Origin of the sequence: Desmonostoc muscorum LEGE 12446 (genome assembly GCF_015207005.2) — a bacterium.
Lineage (GTDB): Bacteria > Cyanobacteriota > Cyanobacteriia > Cyanobacteriales > Nostocaceae > Nostoc > Nostoc muscorum.
On the sequence record NZ_JADEXS020000001.1, the window covers coordinates 5,639,624 to 5,661,913 of the forward strand.

Consider the following 22,290-nt stretch of genomic DNA (forward strand, 5'->3'; position numbering starts at 1 on the left):
ATGGAGGGCAGATATGGAGTTAATCAAGCGTATCCTGCGGGTGATTCGCGCTAACCTCAATAGTTTGATCGGCAGTGCAGAAGATCCAGAAAAGATTCTGGAGCAAACTGTGATGGAAATGCAGGAAAATCTAGTGCGGTTACGGCAGGGTGTGGCACAAGCGATCGCTACCCAAAAACGCACCCAACGACAAGCCGCCGCCGCCGACTCTCAAGCCGAAGAATGGTATCGCCGCGCCCAATTGGCACTGGGACAAGGCAATGAAGTGTTAGCACGGGAAGCTTTGACTAAGCGCCAAGCTTATAGAACCCATTTGACATCTAAGAAGGTGCTGCAAGCCTCTTAATCATTAGCCTGATGAAGCAGATATTGAGTTTGGCAGTGGCACTAACCAGGGTTCGTTCAAAGTTCTTAACCAGAATTTTACAGCGCTCCATCCAAGCATTGGAGCGTTCGATCACCCATCTAGCTATTGCCGGAACAAATCCAGATTTTCCTTGTGCCGCTTTCTCTTGTTTTGAGGGTTTCGTAGAAAGTTGAAACTGAATTTTGGTCATGATCTCTGGGTAAATTCGCTCTAACTCCTGAGTCAAATATTCTGGGTGATACCCATGATCTAGCAGGATAGTAATCTTGGGAATATCGATAGGTTTTGACTTGAAGTAGTCGATGTTGAGAGTAAACATCTCAATTAATCCGGCATCATCCGAGACATTGGCGCGAGTACAGAGCGTAAAAAAGGGAAACCCAAGGGTGTCAATAGCCAAATGCCTTTTAATACCGTTGGTGGCTTTGTAGAAGCAAAAACCTTTCGACTCCACACTGGCGTTGCAGGTATTTTTCACTGCTTGGGAGTCAATGATGATCAATGTCGTCCAGTGCGGTTTTTTTTTTACCTGTTCACGCACTTGTCCATGTAAGACACTCATCAGTTCCTCAAATACCCCGGCTGCTCGCCACTGTTTGTAGTGCCAATATACAGTGGAATAAGGGGGGAGGTCTTTAGGTAAGTCTTGCCAATTGCATCCATTTTTTAGTTGATAGAGAATTCCATTGAAGATATCTCGCTTTGGCCAGTTGGTCGGTCGAGTCTGCTTCTTAGTCGGTAATATCTCTTGCAATAAGGGTTCAAAAATTTCCCATTCTGCATCAGTGAGGTTGCTGGAATACGCCATTAGTATTGGATTTTAGATGCTGAGGAGTACCTTAATTCAAAACCTCACAAGATGTCAAATGGGTTCTATAAAGAAACCACAAAAGCCCTCTCCAACCAGATAGAACAGCAAAATGAGATAGTAGCTAGGCTAAAAAAGGACATGCGATCGCTAGAGTCAAAAATTGCCGAAGCGAAAACTAAAAAAGATATGTATATTGCTCGCGCCCGTTCTGCCGAAGCCTCTTATCGCCTGCAAGAAATGCTCGATGGAGCTTCTGCCACTAGCAGCCTCAACGCATTTGAGCGGATGGAAGAAAAAGTTTTGCAGATTGAGGCGAAATCAGAAGCGATCGCTCAACTTAGTAGCGATGACCTGGAAACACAATTTGCGTCGTTGGAATCTACTAATAATGTGGATGCCGAATTGGCAGCGATGAAGGTGCAGGTTTTAAATGAGGCAGAAAACACACACCCCAACAATCGCCTCATGGAAGACAACCAAAAAACAGAACAGCCTTCCCACCAGCAGCTACCCAAAACACAAGACTCTTAAAGTTTGGTGAATTGCCGCAGCTTCGAGATATCTTAACAATTAAGAGTTGTTTGGAGGTACTGATTCAAACCGGAAAGATTACATTGAAATAGGTAGCTATTAAAAAGTAAAAAAGCTAACTGTCCAACAAACAGCGTAAACCAAAAGAAGGAAAAACAAAGTTATGGGATTATTCGATCGCATTAAACGAGTTGTTAGTTCTAACCTCAATGACCTAGTTAACAAGGCTGAAGACCCCGAAAAAATGCTGGAACAAGCCATCCTGGAAATGCAGGAAGACTTGGTTCAACTGCGTCAGGGAGTAGCCCAGGCGATCGCCGCCCAAAAACGTAGTGAGAAACAGTACAGTGATGCCCAAAATGAAATCAATAAGTGGCAACGCAATGCCCAACTGGCGCTCCAAAAAGGTGATGAAAACTTAGCACGACAAGCCCTTGAGCGCAAGAAGACTTATACTGATACTAGTGCAGCCCTTAAGGCTAGTTTAGATACACAAACTACTCAAGTTGAAACCCTCAAGCGCAATTTAATCCAGCTGGAAAGCAAAATTTCTGAGGCCAAGACCAAGAAAGAAATGCTCAAAGCTCGGATCACCACTGCCAAAGCCCAAGAACAACTGCAAAACATGGTCAGTGGGATGAATACCAGCAGTGCAATGTCTGCCTTCGAGCGGATGGAAGAAAAAGTCTTGATGCAAGAAGCCCGTGCCCAATCAGCAGGAGAATTGGCAGGAGCAGATTTAGAAACCCAATTTGCCCGATTGGAATCTGGTAGTGATGTTGATGATGAATTGGCAGCTTTGAAAGCGCAAATGTTACCACCCGCCACTCCAGTAAGTCAACCCCAACTACCGCCCCAACAGCCACCCCAACAACAAACCACTGCTCCTAAGTCTAATGATGTGGTTGATGCTGAGTTGGATTCCCTACGCAAACAATTGGATCAAATGTAAAATTGGCAAAAAACTCACTTGAGCCAATCCCACGCCTATTGGTTGTGGGATTTCACATTTTTAGTGGGCATGGGGCATAGGGCATTGGGCACAAGGGGCAGAGGGGCAGAGGGGAAAAACTTACTGCTCCCCTGCTCCTCATCTCCCTCATCTCCCTCATCTCCCTCATCTCCCTCATCTAGTATTTTGCATGTTGGGACAAATTGTATCTTCATGTTGGTTGTCCATATTCTGCCAGCCTGAAAGTAATCCTTTGATTTCCGAGCGTAAGGTTAACAACTGATCGATTTGGCGATCGATTTGCAAAACCTTCTCTTCAAGCTTTTCTTGAATTTCACCACAGGGAGCTTGTCCTTGGTCATAGACCTGAAGAATATCTCCAATCTCTTCTAAACTAAGACCGAAGTTTTGTGCCCTTTTAATGAAGGCTAGACGAGTCAATACATCTAATGAAAATTGGCGAAAGCCTCCTTCTGTTCGTTTTGAGGATTTGATTAAACCTAAACTCTCGTAATAACGAATTGTCCTAATGGGAATTTTGCTCAAATTTGTTACTTGACCGATTAAAAGCAGTTTTTCATCCTGAGTTAACACGGTAGATAGCCCAATTTTTGTAATTATTCTTACATGTTTTATATATTATAGGACTTATACCATTTCACGAAAATCCTGATACACATAGATTTTTCGTAGGGGTTTAGCACTGCTAAACCCCTACCGACGTATTTGTATCATTATTAAAGTGAAATGGTATTACGCATTAACAAAAAAGACTAAATATGGATTATTTTAAAAACCACATCTTTCGTAGGGAACATTGCTGTGCCCCTAGAGCGCTACCATCAGAGAATGATTTATAAAAGCCTAAAACTACCTATTTGGGTAAATGCACACCATGATTAATTTGTACAGTGCGTAAGTCCTATGATTGATTAGATAATTTATTTTTTGAAAGTCTTTAACTTCCTAACATCTGCAAGTTATGTAAAGTGGCATAAAGCCCACCTTGTTGCAGTAATTGTTCGTGACTTCCCTGTTCAATTAATTCGCCACGCTTCAAAACAAAAATTCGGTCTACATTCCGAATTGTAGATAAACGGTGAGCAATAATAATCGCCGTGCGTCTGAACAAAAGTTGGTCTAATGCTTCTTGAATTAAAGCTTCTGTACCAACGTCTAAACTAGCAGTAGCTTCATCTAATACTAAAATTTGAGGACTACGAATAGCAGCGCGGGCAAAGGCTAAAAGTTGCTTTTGTCCACTAGAAATATTTGTGCCTCTTTCTCGAAGTTGAGTATCGTAGCTTTCGGGTAACTCTTCTATAAACTGGGCAATGTTCGTTTTTTCTGCTGCTTGTTGAATCTGTTCAACTGTATAACCATCTCCTAAAGAAATATTGCTTTTAACATCACCAGCAAACAAAAAACCTTCTTGTAAAATTACTGCCATATAGCGCCGCAGTTCTGCTTGTGGCACATCCTTAATATCTATGCCGTCAATGAGAATGCGTCCTTGGGTAGGTTCGTAGAGGCGGCACAAAAGCCGAATGATAGAAGTTTTACCTGCACCTGTGGGACCGACTAATGCGACTTTTTCACCAGGATGAATGGTGAAATCTAAATCTTTAATTACATAATCATCGTTTTTGTAAGCAAACCAAACGTGTTCAAAACGAATTTCTCCCAGTTCCGGTGGGAAACTTAGATCTGGAGATTCTAAATTTGCAACTATCTCGTCTATGTAGCCGAATTTAGCATCAAGAATTGAGTAGCGCACATTAGTCCGATCGCGTATTTCTATGGGTTCATCTAATATGTCGCCTACGCGTTCAATGGCAGTGAAACCAGATTGAATTACTGTAAATTTTTCGGCAAAATTCTTTAATGGGTCAAATAATCGCTGGGCATATAAAATAAATGCCGATAAAGTCCCAAAAGTCAAGGCTTTATCTAATAACATCCAACCACCCAACCATAAAACACCTGCGATCGCCACCAGTCCAACCCATTCTAAAGTTGCTGAAACAGCTGCATCATAAAAGATGTTTTTATCTACTTGCTGAGTGTAGCGGTTGTTCGTCGCCCGAAATAATTCGGCATTAAATTTTTCTCTACGGAACAACTGCACTACGTTAATACCAACTACATTTTCTTGTAGCTGTGAATTGAGTATAGAAAGTTCTTCCCGCCCTTTGTAATTGGCTTTGCGATACTGTTTCTGTAAATAAACTATCAACCAAGTAATTGGTAACAGTATCAATAGTAACAAGCTAGCAAGTTGCCATTGAATAGAAAACATTAAAGCCACAATCACCAGCATGGAAAACAAATCGGACAAGATGCCGATCGCCCCAGTAGAAAAGACATCACCCAATACTTCTACATCACTAGTGATTCTGGTAATTAATTTACCTACGGGTGTCCTGTCAAAAAAACGCACCGCTAGAGATGTTACATGGTGGAATAAATCCTGGCGAATTGCTGTGGTAATTTCTTGCCCTAATTTCTGTACGAGATAACCCTGGTAGCCTGTCAACAACAATCGGATGGCGATCGCAACTAGTAATAACCCTTCTAAGATATTTAGGGCTTGGGAGAAGGGGCGATTCCTCAAGAATTCGTAAGTACTCGATTCATTGCGAATCAGGGAAATAATTTGTCCAATTAACAGCGGTTGTACCGCATTAGCGATGGCGATCGGCACGAGTAGGAACATGGATAGCGCCAACAGTCCACCACTGCGACGGGCATAGGGCACTAAACGCAAAAACAACCGCCAGTCATTGTCACCCCGACCGTGTTGTGTGTATGATTTTTTGTTGAGAGATTGGTAGATGCTCATAATAAGAGCATTATATTCATGTTTGCCAAAAACAAACTTTTTAATACTTCTCAGTTTTATCGGGTAGCCAAACAATACACAATATTAAGTTATCTGTTGGCGATCGCCTAGATTATAGCGATTTTCATTTGAATGAGATACATGGTAGGTTAGCACAGCTGTGCGCCCCTACGAATTGTGTGCACTCCACGCAATTGCAAACTGCCCTGAATGCTATCTATGACGAAGCGGGGTACGATTTATCCATAGATTACACCCAAATTTCCCCACCACCAGCATTGAGCGATACAGATATTGAGTGGATGTACAAACGCTTGGCTAAATCTTTTCTAGGCTAATAAATAGGGTTTACAGAGCATTTTGGCGAAAATTATATCAAGCCCGCTACGTATCAAGCTTGATATTACACGTATTTCGGCTCAATACTCACTAGGTTGTTTGTATTAATCGCTTCATGAGTATGCTTTTAAGTATGAAATACTACCACACTTCTCCCTTTACGTCTTATATCTAAAGGTAGAAGATAAAGGTTAACTCAAATTTGGGAAACCTAAGAGGAGTTCATCCCAAGAAATATCTTGCCTACTTATCGCAGAGTGCAACTGAGGTCAGATGACGCAATCTTTAAATCCAGTCAAAGAGTGGGAACAACGCCGCGATGAAGCAAACGGCTATTACCAGCGAGGAAAATTTCAAGAGTATCTCGATCTTGTGACTAAGAATTTACAGCTAGCAAGAGCAATTCCAGATCGAGCTAGGGAAGGTTATACATTAAACGACCTTGGTTTAGCTTATCTGGGTTGCTGGCAACCTCAAAGGGCATTAGAGCGGTTTCAACAAGCACTTTGTGTTGCTGTTGAAATCGGTAACGCCCCCGCACAAGCAACTGCACTGAGCAATCTGGGTTCTACCTACAGCCGTCTTGGACGGTTTTCCCAAGCGTTGGAGTATTTGAACAAAGCACTGCCCATCTTCAGGGAATTACAAGATATTCAAGGAGAAGTTTCTACTCTCAATGATGTAGCCCTAATTTATACCCGATTAGGAGAACCGAAACGCGCACTGTTGCTACAAAATCAAATTTTGACAATGCGTCGATCGCTAGGTGACTTTTCCGGTGAAGCAACAACTCTAAATGGCATTGGGTTTGCCTACAGTGTTTTAGGCAAGTTCCATCAAGCTCTAGAATTTTTTCAAGCAGCACTGCCGATTCAGCGTGCTATGAAGAATTTAGTTGGTGAAGCGACCACGTTGAATAATATTGCTTCAGTTTATAGTGATTTAGGAGAACCGAAACAAGCGCTGTTGCTTTATTATCAAGTTCTTTTGACACGTCGAGCCATTGGCGACAAAGCAGGCGTTGCAACAACCCTGCACAACATTGGTTTTACCCACAGTATCCTCGCTCAGCATCGCCAAGCCATGAAGTTCTATAAACAAGCCATTGCCATTTATCAACAACTGGGCGATTCTCTTGGAGAAGTTTCGACTTTGCTGAATATGGGAAGCCTTTACGCCACAACCAAACGCAAAAAAATGGCGCGATTGTGCTATGCAAATGCTCAAGAATTAGCTGAGAAAATTGAACATCAGCCACTCTTGGAAAAGGTAGAGCAGTTCATCGATTCTCTATAGCCTGAGAAATTTGGATTAAAAACCGCAATTACACAAACAAAACCTGACGATTTAGGGTAGCACGGCTGTGCTACCCTATTCTGTAAGTTTAATCTCGTGAAAATTGCTGTAATGTAGGCAATTATTGAGCAGATGAGTGTTTCTATTAGGTTACTCCAAGAGAGTGAATTAGCTGCTGCTGACCACATTTTTCGGTTGGCATTTGGTACTTTTATCGGACTACCTGAACCAACCGAGTTTTATGGAGATGCTGCTTACATACACCATCGCTGGAAAACCGATCCGAGTGCGGCGTTTGCTGCTGAAATTGATGGAAAGTTAATCGGGTCTAACCTAGCAGTAAATTGGGGAAGCTTTGGCTATTTTGGACCGTTAAGCGTTCATCCTGACTTTTGGAACCAAGGAGTAGGTCAACATCTCGTTGAAGCTGCGATCGCCTACTTTACTCAACGTAATACTTCGATGATCGGACTGTTTACTTTTGCTCAAAGTCCTAAGCATCACATATTATATCAAAAATTTGGCTTTCGTCTGCGTTTTCTGACTGCAATTTTGGCAAAACAAGTACAACAATTACAGCCAATACCGCAAGAAACTAGATATTCACAGATGAGTGAGAATGAACGCGCTGAAAATCTCAAAGCAATTTATCAACTCACTAATTCTATTTATGAAGGACTAGATTTATCACGAGAAATTCAGACAGTTCAAGCTCAGGGACTGGGTGATACAGTCTTGTTATGGGATGATGCAGGCTTGGCAGGATTTGCAGTTTGTCACTATGGGGCAGGTACTGAGGCAGGTAGTAATACTTGCTATGTCAGATTTGGTGCAGTACATTCTGGGAACGATGCAGGGCAACGTTTCGAGCAGTTATTGGATTTGTGCGAAGCATTGACTGTGGCTCAAGGGATGTCACGTTTGGTTGCTGGCGTTAATACCAGTCGAGACGAAGCTTATCGTCGGATGCTGACTCGTGGTTTTCGCAGTGAAATCATCGGAGTTGCAATGCATAGACCTAATGAACCAGGATTCAATCGCCCAGATGTTTTTGCACTGGATGATTGGCGATAGCATGGGGAGATGAGGGGGATGAGGGAGATGAGGGAGATGAGGGAGATGAGGGAGAATAACTCTTAACTCCTCACGGGGCTCATCGCACCGTTACCGCTAACAGCACTTTCAATGCCCAATGCCCAGTATGTCTAGTTAATAGCTAAAATACTGATCGAAAATCCAGCGGAATCTATCGTGTCTAATAACAATACCAAGGTTTGGTTGATTACTGGTAGTTCTAGCGGCTTCGGGCGTAATTTAGCTCAAGCGGTACTGAGAAAAGGCGATCGCTTAATTGCTACTGCCCGTAAGCCTGAGCAACTTCAAGATTTGGTTAATGAATACCCAGATACAGCCAAGGCAGTTTCTCTAGATGTTACTAATCCCATCCAAGTAAAAGCGGCAGTAGATGAAGCAGTTAAGGAATTTGGACAAATTGATGTACTGGTTAACAATGCTGGATATGGTTTAATTGGGGCGCTGGAAGAGGTCAGTGATGAGCAAATTCGGCGTAATTTTGATACTAATTTATTCGGTGCAATTAACACTATCCGGGCAGTGTTGCCAATTATGAGACAGCAAAAAAGTGGGCATATCATCAATATGTCTGCGATCGCTGGATTCACCAATGAACTCGGTTTTTCCATCTATGGTGGTGCTAAATTTGCCTTAGAGGGGGTATCGGAAGCCGTACATGGCGAAGTTGCACCTCTGGGTATAAAAGTGACAATTGTCGAACCAGGACCCTTCCGTACTGATTTTATTGGGCGATCGCTTGACCGCGCTACTAATAGTATGGACGCCTACAAACCAACTGTAGGGAAATTCTTAGAGTTCCTAGAAAAAATTGAAGGCACTCAACCAGGCGATCCAGAAAAAGCAGCTGAGGCATTAATTAAAGTTGTGGAATCAGAAAATCCACCATTGCGTTTGGTGCTGGGTAAATATGCTTACAGCAAGTTCCGCAACAAAATTGCCTCATTGACTGCTGAATTAGATGCATGGGAAGCAGTGGCAGCAAATACCGATTTTGAAAGTTAGAGTTTTAAGGCAAGAGGTAAGGGGCAATAGGCAACAGCCAATTAATCTTTCCCCACTCTTTACTCCCCATTCCCTATTCCCTATTACTAATGAAAGCTTACGAAATTCAAAGCAATGCCGGAATTGATGCTCTCGCATTAGTCGATCGCCCTGAACCAAAACCCGCAGCTGGTGAAGTTCTGATTCAGGTCAAAGCAACATCTCTAAATTACCGTGATTTGCTTGTAATTGAAGGAGCCTACGGTGCTGGACAGAAATATCCCCTAATTCCCATGTCCGACGGTGCGGGGGAAGTTGTGGCGGTGGGAGAAGGTGTGACACGGGTGAAAGTAGGCGATCGCGTTGCTGCTACTTTCTTCCAAGACTGGATTTATGGCTCTCTAACCAGAGAAAAAATGAAATCGGATCTCGGTGGCGGTATCGATGGCATGTTGGCTGAGTATGTGGTATTACACCAAGATGGTTTAGTGATTTTACCAGATCATCTTTCCTACGCTGAAGGTGCGACCTTGCCCTGTGCAGCAGTCACGGCTTGGCATGGATTGGTAACACAGGGCAATATTGGCGCAGGTGATAGTGTTTTATTACTCGGTACTGGGGGAGTTTCAATTTTTGCTCTCCAGTTTGCCAAGATACACGGTGCTAGAGCGATCGCTACTTCCAGCAGTGATGAAAAGTTGGCACGAATCAAACAGCTTGGTGCTGACGAAACAATCAACTACAAAACAACACCAGATTGGGAAAAGCAAGTTTACCAATTAACTAATCGCACAGGTGTAGATCATGTAGTTGAGGTAGGCGGTGCAGGAACTCTACCAAAATCACTACAAGCAGTCCGCATTGGTGGACGTGTTAGCTTGATTGGTGTCTTGTCAGGCAGAGGAAATGAAATTGACCCCATGCCAATACTTTTTAAAAGTTTAACGGTTCAAGGGATTTATGTTGGCAGCCGGGAAATGTTTGAGGCAATGAATCAGACAATAGAACAGCATCAAATCAAACCGATTATCGATCGAGTTTTCCCATTTACTGAAGCACGAGAAGCATATCATTATCTCAAAAGTGCCGCTCACTTCGGCAAAGTTGTTATTAACGTGCGATCGCTACCTTGATTCTGAATCTGCAAAACCAATTCACAGTCAGCATTTGCCTGAGGTATACCTCTAGGGGCACAGCACTGCCCAGTGGTGTCAACTTAACGCGAAATGGGCGGTTAGAAACCGCGGCTACACGAGGCTTTACCCACCGATCTAGGTTTCAAATCCTTAATTTTCCATTAGTCCGCACCAGGGGACTTCGCCTGTGTAGCCAAGCCACTGGGTTGGGCGGGTTAAGAGACTTGAAGCAAGTGGCGTGCGAATTCTATTCGCCAAGGCTTAAGTTGACAGCAATGGGCACGGCAGTGCCCTTATACCGTTTCACTTTAATTATGATACAAATACGTTGGTAGGGGCACGGCAATGCCCATTGGTGTCAACTTAAGCTCAAATGCTTATCCCACAGGCGTTTTACCCCCCTTAATCCCCCCGATGGATTGGGGGGAAAAAAGAATCTAGTTCCCTCCCCTTTACAAGGGGAGGGTTAGGGTGGGGTAACGCGTTGAGTGATGATCAGTGAGTGAACTCAATATCACGTCTTGACGAGGGTTTCCCGTTAAGTTGACACCTATGGGCAATGCCGTGCCCCTACGCCAAATCTATATGTATCAGGGTTTTAGTGAAATTGTATTACACCTCGCAATATCATGTTGTACCGCATCTGAATGGGAACCGCCATATCGCGGAGGTAAACTTGCTGTTTGCTGAATTGTCTAAAATTTCTTGACTTGGAGTTTCAGTTACCCTGAAGATAAAAAGGTTGGATCTGTTGCCAAAGTAGTAAAGACATCTGATATCGCTTGATTTTCTTTCGTTTCCCTGGTTTTAGGATCAAAGCGGAGGGTGAGGGCGATAAATATTAACGCGGCAAAAAACTGAGAAAAGTATGCACGGATGGCTAAAACGTGCCTGGACGCGGAGGGTTCAATGCGCCGTCGCACCCCTATGAAGCGTCAAGAAATAGTTGATTAAATCAAATTTTAGGTGGTTTAATCATATATTTTGTAGCAGATACTTGTGGAAAAGCAAATGCTAGGTGTAAATGTTGTTATGAAAGTTGGCGATCGCGTGCGCGTTAAAGATTCGGTGGTAATCTATCATCATCCTGAACATCGAAATCAAGCTTTTGACCTCAAAGGCACAGAAGGCGATGTCATAGGTATTGTCACTCAATGGCAAAATAGACCTGTAAGCGCTAATCTGCCGATTTTAGTCCAGTTTACTAAAAAATTTAAAGCTCATTTACGTGAAAACGAGTTAGAAATCATTTAATTCATTCATCGGCGGCGAAACCACTGGAAAATATTCAGTTCGCCGCGCATTTTTTGTAAGTCTTGGCGGTTGCGTTCTGCTGTCGTGTAATACCATTCACAATGACGCCGAAACTCTTCCCGCGTCTGAACTTCATGATAAAACTGATGGGTTGTTTGGTAAGCGGCAAAGCCTTCTTCAACTTGGGGTTGAGGCGATGGAATAATATAAGGTAAGTTTTTAGACATCATTAAGAGTGGGGAGTGGGGAGTGGGGGAAGATGAGGGAGATGAAATTCCTAGCTCTTGGCTTTTGACTCGTAATTTCTAAGTTAGACTATGTTGCATTTAAACAGAATATTCTTACCCCCCTACTCCCTACTCACTTGCAACTTAGTATTAATTAAAGCCAACCGCGTAAGTAATAGACAAAAGAACCAATGTACTCTTTTAAAGCGGTGGTAAATTGGTGCAGGTTGTCAGTATCCGGGAATAAATTCAGTATAGCGGCTTTGGGAGTGCTGCCGAGTTCTTGCAGTTCACCCTGACTGACGAGAAAATCAGTCGGTGCAGGAATAACGTTGATTCCTTGACGTTGAAAAATCTTCAGCGATCGCGGCATATGCATTGCCGAAGTTACCAATAATACTTGTTTAATGCCACGCGCTTCCAGAATTTTGCGGACATTGACGGCATTTTCATAAGTATTTAAAGACTCAGGTTCCTCGACAATTGCCTGGGATGGAATACCAATAGATGTGAGGATTGTGGCCATATCTGCCGATTCTGCTGAACCGCTACCACGCCAATCAATCCGCCCGCCACTGAGGATGATTATAGGCGCTTTTTTTTGGCGATAAAGTTGGGCGGCGTAAATGACGCGATCGCCTGATTCACTCAAATCAACAGTAGGTCTTGGAGGAAAAGCTGATTTGGTAGCACCACCCAAAACCACAATCGCTTCTGCATTGGGTATTTGGGCGGCTGGGAGATTTTGCCATTCTAGCGATCGCACTAGCGATGTCGCAATCCAAGCATTGCTGCAAAACACGAGTAAAGTTAATGCTAGAGTAATGGCGATCGCCGCAATGCGCGGTCGTTTCCACAATGTGACTAATGCTACTACTAAGCTGACACAAGCCAGTCCTAGTGGATAAAAAAATAGTGGTAGTAATTTCGAGAGATATAAAAACATATTGGGAAATGGGGAATGGGGACTGGGGACTGGGGACTGGGTACTGGGTATTGGGGACTGGATACCGGGTATTGGGGACTGGGAAAAGTCTTCCCTGATCCCCAGTCACTAGGGCGTGTTTTCAAACTACTTGTTTAGCCTCCTAACTTTTTAGATCCCCCTAAATCCCTCTTAAAAAGGGGGGTTGGGGGGATCTAAGACTTTGAAAACACGCCCTAGTCCCCAGTCCCCAGTCCCTAATCCCCAGTCCCCATCCCCTACCTTTCCCAAAACTTGAAATTAACACTTCCAGTATTACGACGAGAACGGCGGGTGGGTCTTCTTCTTTGGCGTTTGTTTATCCTGTCAGTGGATTGTTCAGTTTCGCCTTCTTGTGATTCTTCAACTTGCAGTTGAGTTTTAGCTTCTTCCTTACTTCCCCACCAAGCAGTAATCCAACCTCCACCTAAAGCAGCTATTCCACCCAGGAAGATACTCATAGGTGCAGGATACCCCAAAAATACAAAGCCCAGCATGAAAAATAACCAGTATTTCAGTCCTGTATCAACACCATCAGAGGAGGCTACAGTTGGGGGCTGGGCACTATTAGTAGTTGCATTTGTAATCCAGCTTAAGATGAAACCCCCCAAAATCCCTAAGAAGATGCTCAGGGGTACTGGCGAGTTGGTCATGATTAATATAAATGCTAAAAATGCCCCAAATAATAGTTGAGAAAAGAAGCTGGGAGAAATAGTGAAAAAATCGTTCTTTTTGTCTGCCATAAATCAATTTTGGATTTTGGATTTTGGATTTTGGATTACGGTTTAAGTATTGCCAGTAATGGACAGGATAGATTAAGTTAGCTCACTGAAAGAAGAATCTCCGCCGTTCAACGGCGTGGGAGTGTCAAAAGAGTAGCGAAGTAATTTTTTATCTAAAATCTAAAATTGGCACGCTCAAAAAAGCTATTGCGGAATTACTGCTTTTAATTGTGCTTCTTTTGGTTGAGTTGTATCTAAAATCTTTACGTATGTTTTTTCTTCTTCAGTGAAAGGTTCAGCTTGTTTGAGTTGTGAGTCTAATAAATCGGCAGTAGCATCAGCGATATCACCAGTGCGTTTATTCAGGCGCTCTTGTAACACTTCTAGCGGTGCTGTGCATTGGATAATCTGGAGTGGAAGTTGGTGTTTTGTAGCTTGGGCGATCGCTTCTTGCCGTAACAGTTGTTTATCATACTTGGCATCTAAAATTACAGGAAAACCTTGATTAGCCAGTATAATACCCAGTGACAATAACCGTGTGTAAGTTTTCTTGGTCATTTCAGGTGTATACAAGTCATCTGAGCCTTTCTCCGACAGAGGAATTCCGCCTAAATGCTTCCGCACTGCATCGGAACGCAGCTGAATTGCTCCTAAATGACGGGCTAAAAGTCTCGCTGTTGTACTTTTACCAGAACCAGACAACCCTGACATCAAAAGTAGTTGTCCCTGTTTTGGTTTAGTATACTCCCAAGCTTGTTTGTAATAGTCAGCGGCGGTTTTTGTCGCTTCTTCCTTCGCTGTGACAGGTACACTCGGATCGTCTAGCAAAAATGAAGTTACCTTGGCTCGGACATAAGCTTGACGGCTCAAATACAAAGGTAGCACTTGTAAACCTTCCCAGTCTCCAGTTTGCTCAGTGTAAGCATTCAAAAACGCATTACCCAAGTTTTTGCGCCCTCGCGCTTCCAAATCCATCACCGTGAATGCCACATCATACATTACATCCACAAAGCGAAACTGCTCATTAAACTCAATGCAATCAAACAGCAAAATTTTATCGTGCCACAAAGCAATATTTCTCAGGTGTAAATCTCCGTGACATTCACGAATATAGTTGTTGTGAATTCTGCTAGCCAATAATTCTGAACGTTCAGTAAAAAACTTATCTGTATATTCCTTGGTTTCTGTAAACTGCGCCTGAGTCTGGGGGCCACCGATATATTTTTCAGTTTGCTCATAATTCTCATCAAACGCAGCCCGGAGATTTGGCACCTCACCAAAGCTGCGAATATAATCATTCGTCTGAGCTTGAGAATGGTATTGAGCCACCACTCTTCCCAAATTATCTAAGTTTGTCTCATTTAACTTACCTGCTTCAAAAAGTGCGCTTAATAGCGACTCTTGGGGAAACTGACGCATTTTCAGCACATATTCTGCTGCTTCTCCTGTTCCCCCTAGCTGGTATTGCTCTCCTACGAGAGCGATCGGCAAAACTTCTAAATATAGTTCAGCGGCTCCTCGTTGATTTAACCGCAACTCTTCCTGACAAAAATGCCGCCGCTTCTCTAAAGTCGAAAAATCCAAAAACCCGAAATTAACTGGTTTTTTTAGCTTATAAGCGTAATTTCCAGTTAGTAGCACATAAGAAGCGTGGGTTTGAATAAGTTTAATAGATTCTGTTACCTCATGGGGATAAAATCCAGGCTGCAACATTTGCTCAATTAAAGCTGGAAGAGTTGCTTCTGTCATTTCTTAGCCTCTGCATCTGTGCGGTTGAAATATAAAAAAACCAGAAGTTTACCCCTGGTAACATCAAAAATTATTACATAGTTTACCTAGCTTAGAAAATCTAGCGGTTCCCAATTACATAAGGTACAAAAATTTGTAGAGGCGTATACCTGTGCTAGCCCACCTCGCACCTCACAAAAGTGAGAAATGGTATATATAATTTATCTAAAATATTTCAAATCAAGATTATTATGATAAATTTCAACTTAGATGAAGCGATAGAAATCGCCAATCAAGCAGTTTTTTCCAGATTCAATAGAAACTTGACAGATATTGAAATAATTATTCTTAAAGGAGCATGGCAGCGACAAGAATATGATGAAATAGCTGCTAAACATCAGTATGCAACTACTTACATCAGCCAGGATGTGGCACCAAAGCTCTGGAAATTACTCTCTGATTCTTTAGGGGAAAAAGTAAAAAAAAGTAATTTCAAAGAAGCACTCAAACGCAAATGGGAAAAATCAATATCTGCTAATGTAAATACCTGTTGGGTCAAAACTCAGCATGAATCAATTCAAAATCTCACAGTCTCCACAAATCTAGATCATCAAATTAAAATAGATTTAGCAAATGAAAAAGGATCTTCCGAAAAATTAAATCCTGATATTTATGTGAGACGACCTGAGATAGAAAACATCTGTTATGAAAGCCTTTTGCAACCAGGTTCTCTAATTAGAATTAAAGCTCCTAGTCTCATGGGTAAAACGTCATTTATAGTTCAGGTTGTCAATCGCTTCATCCAAAAAGATTATCGCAGCGTAATTTTAAGTTTTGAACTAGCAGACAGAAATACCCATTTTACTCAACTTAATAAATTCCTCCGCTGGTTTTGTAGTAATATTAGCCGAGAACTGGGATTGCCGAGTCAGCTAGATGAATATTGGGATGAAGAGGGTATGGGAGCAAAAGTAAGTTGCACTACTTACTTTGAAGAATATCTATTAGTTGCTAGCGATCGCCCTCTCGTTTTATGCTTAGATAATGTTGATTTACTCTTTCCATATCCAGAAATTTACGAAGATTTTTTTGGTTTGTTGCGTTCTTGGTATGAAAAAGCCAGAAGCAGGCAAATTTGGAAGAAATTACGATTGGTACTAATACATTCTACTGATGTTTATATTCGATTAAATATTAATCAGTCTCCATTTAATGTGGGATTACCTCTAGAACTATCCGAATTTACCCGCGAACAAGTACAAGATTTTGCCCAACAACATCAACTGAATCTAGACAGGACTGTGATAGACTCTCTCATAAAATTAGTAGGAGGACATCCTTATTTATTAGAGATGGCTTTCTCACACCTCAAAACTCATCCAGATATTACCCTTGAGCAGATATTAACAGAAGGAACTACAGAAACTGGTATTTATGCACATCATTTGCGGGAACATTGGTTGAATTTACAACAGCATCTCGAATTAGCAATTGCTTTCAAAAAAGTTGTTAATTCTACAATTCCTGTACTGTTAGAGCCAATTTCAGCTTATCAGTTACAAAGTATGGGTTTGGTGAAGCTTTCTGGTAATTTGGTAGAGATTCGCTGCCATTTATATCGTCAATATTTTCGGATACGTTTGCTGGATTAATTACAGCAGAATTCAGAATTCTGAATTCTGAATTTAGGAGTAAAATAAGCTTTACACCTGGGTGACAGACGAATCTTTCTGTACCTCACTAACTTGAAATCTGCTGTACTTTGCAATGATGGTGAAATAGCATTAAGGGACTTTCAAAAAATAAATTATCCCAAATTATTTGTACATTTGTAGGGGCGCATAGCTATGCGCCCCTACGACGGGATGTTGTTTTAACTGGAAGTCCCTAACAGCATAGGCTAGTAATTCTTCTGTCCATTCTGTAAACCAAACAAACACCAAATTGACTTTTTCAATCGCCTCAGCGCGTGTTTGGTCATCCATTTCTATCTTTGTCATTATGGCATGGTCGCTTGTCATAGCATGACCAGATTCTTTACTAAAATGGAATTCCCCACAGTAGCGCAATTCGATACCCGTTTCTTCTTCAATTTGTTGTGCCAATTTTCCAATTAGTTCAAACAATACGTTGCCGGTTTCTTCAATGGCTTCGATAATGGCAAGACGCACGACACTAGATGAACTATAAATCAAATGAGCCAGCTTGTGTGACAACAGGCGATTGACTGCGGTGCGATCGCTATACAAAAATTGTAAATACTCAGTCGGCGAGATTGTTTGGCGATCGAAGCCCAATTTGCTAAAATCTTCCAAATACCATGGCCAATGGCGATCGTCCTCATAGGAGTGTTCATTCACCATAGCCTGACACGGATCTAAGGTTGGTTCTTGGCGCATAACGTAGCGATTTAGATCGCCAAAGCTCATGATAAAAGGAGCCATACAAGGGTAAAATTCTAGGCGCTGACGAGGTGATAAAGTCTCATCCCGTAAAAAATCAAAAAATGGCAGTTGGCTGTACTCTTTCTTGAGCTTTAAAATGTGATGTAACGTAGCTTTCATGTTTTGTCTCCTAAAAGAAGCTTCAAATTGATTGTTTGTGAACCGCTAATCTCAAAATCGGTAAATAAAGTTGCTATTACACTTAAACGTTGGGTTTTTGCGTTTATGCAGCTATGGGGTAATCAAAATTCATAGTGCGAATGTATCAGCTTTCTCAAGAAAAGGCAGAAGAAAGAAGTTTTTTTCTTCTGCCTGATTCTGCAAGTATTCAACCATGTCTAAACGCTATTCACCTGATGAACTCAGATCAAACTCAATGCATCTTCACACCAAAACAATATCTTGTTGAACTGAGAACCCAGCCGGCTTATTCTCGATAGTTGCCAACTGAACAGGGCCAATATTGTCAGTGCGTGAAGCATCGAAGAACAAACCACCAGTATTGCTGTTATAGCTGAATTGGTTGAAGGAGGTAGCACCAAAACTTGATTTGATAATTTCAATCTTGTCGCCTTCACCGCGCTGGAAGTCTTTGATGATATCAATACCTTCCGATTTAGAAGAGAATCTGAATCTATCCGCACCTGCACCACCCAAGAGGGTATCGTTACCAATACCACCAGTTAAGATGTCGTTACCAATACCACCAGTTAATATGTCCTTACCATCGCCACCTAAAAGACTGTCATTACCATCATTCCCGTAGAGGACATCGTTACCTGTTGAACCGTTTAGATTATCATTGCCGATGTCACCTAAAAGGGTGTCATTTCCAGCACCACCATTAATGACATCATCGCCACCCCTGCCATTAACTTGATCGTTTCCACCGTTAGCGTTGATGATGTTACGAGCAGCATTACCCAAGATATAATTGTTTAAGTCGTTACCCGTACCGTTAATGACAGCAGAATCAGTCAAGGTCAGGTTTTCAACATTTGCTCCCAAGGTATAGGTTTTGGCAGTAATTACGGTATCAATTCCTTCGCCAGCATTCTCAATCACTACGTCAGCAGTATTATCGACAAGATACTTATCGTTACCATTACCACCAGACATTTTGTCAGCACCAGAACCACCATTGAGGTAGTCGTCCCCTCCCCCACCATTGAGGGTATCGTTGCCATCACCACCAGCGATGGAGTTATTGGCAGCATTACCAGTAATAACGTTGTTGAGCGTGTTACCTATACCATTAATCGCAGCAGTTCCATCTAAGACCAAGTTTTCTAGGTTTGCTCTCAAGGTATAGCTGTTGGTGGAGTATACAGTATCAGTTCCTTGGGAAGCATTCTCGGTAATTACGTCAGCAGCACGGACAATATAGGTGTCGTTACCGCTACCGCCAAACAATTTGTTTTCACCAGAACCACCATTGAGGTAGTCGTCTCCTGCTCCACCAAGGAGAATATCGTTGCCGTAACCACTTGTCAAAGAATCGTTGCCGTCACCGCCATAAACAAAAGACCAGTAGTAAGGATCGGTGGTGAGGATATTATTACCTCCATCTCCGGTATAAATTTTATAGACTCCGCCGCCAATGAAGTCGATTTCCTCGATACCCTTGAGTAAGTCAGTACCTTCGCTACCAGTAACTTGTATATCTCCATTACTGGTAAAGGAGACATTATAGTTGGTATAGTATTGGCTGTAGATGGCAACGTCGTAGCCACCGCCGCCAATGAGGGTATCGTTGCCATTGCCACCAAAAATGGAGTTGTTGGCAGCGTTACCTGTGATCACGTTGTTGAGAGCATTACCTGTACCACTAATAGCAGCAGTACCATCCAAGGTCAGGTTTTCCAGGTTTGCTCCCAAAGTATAGCTGTTGGCAGTGATTACGGTATCAATTCCTTCTGAAGCATACTCAGTAACAACATCACCTACATTATCAACAATATACGTATCATTACTGCTACCACCATAGAGTTTGTCTGCACCAACACCACCATCAAGATAGTCATCCCCGGTTCCACCATAGAGGATATCGATACCATTACCCCCATCTATAGTGTCATTGCCTTCTCCGCCATCGAAGTAGTCATTGCCATCACCACTTAATGAGACATAAACAGCATCGTAGCCAAAACCGATGATATCAGCCTGTCCATCGCCATTGACATCGGCAACTTGGCGGGGATAGAGACCGAAGCTACTCCAACCACCACTGGAGACACCAAAGTTGTTAAGAGCAAAGATAGCTGTGCTAAAGGTTCCATTAGCTTGACCGAAGGCAACATAAACACCATCTTGGGCAAAACCTACGATATCAGCCCGGCGATCGCCATTGACATCAGCAACTTGACGGGGATAGCGATCGAAGCTAGTCCAACCACCATTGTTAACACCGAATTCGCCCAGAGCCAAGTTTACTCCACCAAAGGTTCCATTAGCTTGACCGAGGGCAACATAAACACCATCTTGGGCAAAACCTACGATATCAGCCCGGCCATCACCATTGACATCAGCAAGTTGACGGGGATAGCGATCGAAGCTAGTCCAACCACCATTGTCAACACCGAATTCGCCTAGAACAAAGTTTACTCCACCAAAGGTTCCATTAGCTTGACCGAGGGCAACATAAACACCATCCTGTCCAAAACCAACGATATCAGCCCGGCCATCGCCATTGACATCGGCAACTTGGCGGGGATAGCGATCGAAGTTACTCCAGCCTCCACTCATCACGGTGAAGTCAATCAGCGCAGCGATGGAACCACCAAAAGTTCCATTAGCTTGACCAAGGGAGACATAAACAGTATCAATGCCAAAACCTACGATATCAGCCCGGCCATCACCATTGACATCGGCAACTTGGCGAGGATAAGTCTTAAAGTTAGTCCAACCATTACTGCCGACGGTGAAGTCGTTAATCGCAGCGATCGCCGTACCAAACGTTCCATTAGCTTGACCAAGGGAGACATAAACAGCATCATGTCCAAAACCAACAATATCAGCCCGGCCATCACCATTAACATCGGCAACTTGGCGGGGATAGCGATCGAAGCTAGTCCAACCAGTAGTTCCGACGGTGAAGTCGTTAATCGCAACGATAATTTCATTGAATGTTCCATCGCTCACACGACTGCTTAGATAATCGTTGCCTTTACCTCCATAGAAAACATCATCGCCATTACCACCATTGAGGTTATCATTCCCGTCTCCTCCATCCATATAATCATTGCCATTACCTCCATAGATTCTGTCGTTACCAGCATATCCAAAAAGATAATTTGCTAACTGATTACCGACGACTAAATCATTGCCTGCACCAGGTGTGACAGGATTTAGCTGACCTTGAGATAACTGAGAAACTGTTTGTACATAGTACGCATAGACAGACAAATCTTGAGAGTAATTACCACTAGCTCTACCAGATTCTCTGAGACTGTAATAATCTTGAACAATTTGACCTTGTTGCTCAAAATTGAAGCTACTGAGTCCTTTGCCTTGCAACATCCGGTTGAGCAATTCACTCACACCACCATAGTTATACCCAGCTTCTGATCCTTGAGCATCAATAGCTTTTGGTATATAGTCAGCGCCATACTTTTCAAACTGCCAAACATGGGTCAATTCGTGGATAAGTTTATCATCACTGATTGATCCCCAAGTATTAATCGTGTGGAAAGTTGTGTAAGCGCGATCGCCGTTAACAAGTCCAACGAAACTAGCTTCATCAATCCGGACTAAATCTAAGTTAATGGAATCACCGAAAACGCTTCTGGCAACGTTTTTTTCTCTATCAGTTAAGGCACGAGTATTAAACTTAATTATATCGGCGGCTGTTTCTAAAATCTCCGGAATTCCTGCTAGTTCAGCAGCATTTAATAAGTTGGTTCCAAACCATTTGCCGAAATCGGTATAGATTTGTTCACTAAAGAGATCATTAAAAGCTCGCTCTGTGTTAGCAGGGAGTGCCTTCACATAGCTAACAGCCCGCTCAATTGTGCCGCTAATTTTTTCTCCTACTCGATCGCTTAACCAATTTGCACCAGATCCGACAAAATCTAAGCCGACTTCCTGAAATGCAAAATCTAAACCATCTCCCAGTTTATCGAAGGCGTAGGAAACCTTGTCAGCCAACCAGCTTACCCAATCAAATGGATTCCACCAAGACATTGTTTTTCTCCTTACAAGTAATTATTTGTGTGAATAATTTGCGGTCGAAGTCATTAAATAGCAACTTTTTTAGTTGATGTTTCTTGAAAGTTGAATTAATTATTAGTAGCCCTGATTAGTTTTCATGGGCTGGTTATAATCTTCAACTCGGTTGATGTTTCTATTATGTTTGGTTGTATTTGATAATAGTTGAGGAAAAATGAGGAGTATAAAAAATTCGGACATTTCAGGATTTCAGAAAAGTTCAGGTTAATTCAGGTTTTTTCCAAAAATCGAAGAGGGATGTTGCTCTAGGGCGCATATACAGCAAATTGCAACAGGCGTGAGGTACAGATAATTGTAGGGAACTTTCCCGACCTGCTGAGTTACACCTGTAGGGGCACGGCACTGTTCCCTACACCTGGCGATATAATGTTGTA

At 42.5% G+C, this 22,290-nt stretch carries 17 protein-coding genes and 2 pseudogenes; 10 read left to right on the forward strand and 9 right to left on the reverse strand.

Translation table 11 applies throughout. The features are described 5' to 3' along the window. Positions 1-13 precede the first annotated feature (13 nt). A pseudogene (locus tag IQ276_RS23980) lies at positions 14-322 on the forward strand (PspA/IM30 family protein); the annotation flags it as partial. Here the strand turns inward: IQ276_RS23980 and IQ276_RS23985 are convergent. Next, entirely contained in the window at positions 321-1,175 is an 855-nt protein-coding gene (locus IQ276_RS23985) for an IS5 family transposase (protein ID WP_235115308.1), read from the reverse strand. The pseudogene IQ276_RS23980 and the gene IQ276_RS23985 overlap by 2 nt on opposite strands. A gap of 66 nt (positions 1,176-1,241) precedes the next feature. On the opposite strand from IQ276_RS23985, the pseudogene IQ276_RS23990 reads away from it, so the two are divergent. Further along, positions 1,242-1,709, forward strand: a pseudogene (locus IQ276_RS23990) (PspA/IM30 family protein); the annotation flags it as partial. A gap of 163 nt (positions 1,710-1,872) precedes the next feature. After that, complete coding sequence (locus IQ276_RS23995) at positions 1,873-2,661, forward strand: PspA/IM30 family protein (RefSeq protein ID WP_190879643.1); 789 nt, start codon at positions 1,873-1,875, stop codon at positions 2,659-2,661. Between the two features lie 174 nt (positions 2,662-2,835). On the opposite strand, the gene IQ276_RS24000 is transcribed toward IQ276_RS23995, so the two are convergent. Both IQ276_RS24000 and IQ276_RS24005 read right to left on the reverse strand, forming a co-directional pair. Beyond that, positions 2,836-3,255 (reverse strand): heavy metal-responsive transcriptional regulator, encoded by a 420-nt coding sequence (locus tag IQ276_RS24000; RefSeq protein ID WP_190879646.1) that lies wholly within the window; start codon positions 3,253-3,255, stop codon positions 2,836-2,838. Positions 3,256-3,619: 364 nt separating this feature from the next. After that, positions 3,620-5,503, reverse strand: a complete 1,884-nt coding sequence (locus IQ276_RS24005) for an ABC transporter ATP-binding protein (RefSeq protein WP_193920093.1) — start codon at positions 5,501-5,503, stop codon at positions 3,620-3,622. Between the two features lie 179 nt (positions 5,504-5,682). On the opposite strand from IQ276_RS24005, the gene IQ276_RS24010 reads away from it, so the two are divergent. The 6 genes from IQ276_RS24010 to IQ276_RS24035 all read left to right on the forward strand — a co-directional run bounded on the left by IQ276_RS24010 (position 5,683) and on the right by IQ276_RS24035 (position 11,604). Continuing rightward, complete coding sequence (locus IQ276_RS24010; protein WP_312028103.1) at positions 5,683-5,841, forward strand: DUF4058 family protein; 159 nt, start codon at positions 5,683-5,685, stop codon at positions 5,839-5,841. 274 nt (positions 5,842-6,115) lie between these two features. After that, a complete protein-coding gene (locus tag IQ276_RS24015; protein WP_193920095.1) occupies positions 6,116-7,138 on the forward strand; it encodes a tetratricopeptide repeat protein in 1,023 nt (340 codons plus the stop codon). 132 nt (positions 7,139-7,270) lie between these two features. Further along, positions 7,271-8,212, forward strand: a complete 942-nt coding sequence (locus IQ276_RS24020) for a GNAT family N-acetyltransferase (RefSeq protein WP_193920097.1) — start codon at positions 7,271-7,273, stop codon at positions 8,210-8,212. Positions 8,213-8,389: 177 nt separating this feature from the next. Then, positions 8,390-9,235: an oxidoreductase gene (locus tag IQ276_RS24025; protein WP_193920099.1), complete on the forward strand. Its 846-nt coding sequence runs from the start codon at positions 8,390-8,392 to the stop codon at positions 9,233-9,235. Between the two features lie 89 nt (positions 9,236-9,324). Then, a complete protein-coding gene (locus IQ276_RS24030; protein ID WP_193920101.1) occupies positions 9,325-10,347 on the forward strand; it encodes a zinc-dependent alcohol dehydrogenase family protein in 1,023 nt (340 codons plus the stop codon). 1,035 nt (positions 10,348-11,382) lie between these two features. After that, on the forward strand, positions 11,383-11,604 hold the full coding sequence (locus tag IQ276_RS24035) for a ferredoxin-thioredoxin reductase variable chain (protein WP_190878527.1): 222 nt from the start codon (positions 11,383-11,385) through the stop codon (positions 11,602-11,604). 5 nt (positions 11,605-11,609) lie between these two features. Here the strand turns inward: IQ276_RS24035 and IQ276_RS24040 are convergent, their stop codons facing one another. The 4 genes from IQ276_RS24040 to IQ276_RS24055 all read right to left on the reverse strand — a co-directional run bounded on the left by IQ276_RS24040 (position 11,610) and on the right by IQ276_RS24055 (position 15,266). Then, positions 11,610-11,831 carry a hypothetical protein gene (locus IQ276_RS24040; protein ID WP_190878525.1) on the reverse strand — a complete coding sequence of 74 codons (222 nt, stop codon included), beginning with the start codon at positions 11,829-11,831 and terminating at the stop codon, positions 11,610-11,612. Between the two features lie 154 nt (positions 11,832-11,985). Continuing rightward, positions 11,986-12,777, reverse strand: coding sequence for a YdcF family protein (locus IQ276_RS24045; RefSeq protein ID WP_190878513.1), 792 nt, complete (start codon positions 12,775-12,777; stop codon positions 11,986-11,988). 257 nt (positions 12,778-13,034) lie between these two features. Then, positions 13,035-13,538 (reverse strand): hypothetical protein, encoded by a 504-nt coding sequence (locus IQ276_RS24050; RefSeq protein WP_235115922.1) that lies wholly within the window; start codon positions 13,536-13,538, stop codon positions 13,035-13,037. A gap of 183 nt (positions 13,539-13,721) precedes the next feature. Continuing rightward, complete coding sequence (locus IQ276_RS24055; RefSeq protein WP_193925464.1) at positions 13,722-15,266, reverse strand: bifunctional aminoglycoside phosphotransferase/ATP-binding protein; 1,545 nt, start codon at positions 15,264-15,266, stop codon at positions 13,722-13,724. Positions 15,267-15,499: 233 nt separating this feature from the next. On the opposite strand from IQ276_RS24055, the gene IQ276_RS24060 reads away from it, so the two are divergent. Next, positions 15,500-16,897 carry an AAA-like domain-containing protein gene (locus tag IQ276_RS24060; protein ID WP_193917711.1) on the forward strand — a complete coding sequence of 466 codons (1,398 nt, stop codon included), beginning with the start codon at positions 15,500-15,502 and terminating at the stop codon, positions 16,895-16,897. Between the two features lie 165 nt (positions 16,898-17,062). On the opposite strand, the gene IQ276_RS24065 is transcribed toward IQ276_RS24060, so the two are convergent. Both IQ276_RS24065 and IQ276_RS24070 read right to left on the reverse strand, forming a co-directional pair. Then, positions 17,063-17,809, reverse strand: coding sequence for a hypothetical protein (locus tag IQ276_RS24065; protein WP_193917704.1), 747 nt, complete (start codon positions 17,807-17,809; stop codon positions 17,063-17,065). Between the two features lie 264 nt (positions 17,810-18,073). Beyond that, positions 18,074-21,871, reverse strand: coding sequence for an FG-GAP-like repeat-containing protein (locus IQ276_RS24070; RefSeq protein ID WP_193917705.1), 3,798 nt, complete (start codon positions 21,869-21,871; stop codon positions 18,074-18,076). Between the last annotated feature and the right edge of the window lie 419 nt (positions 21,872-22,290).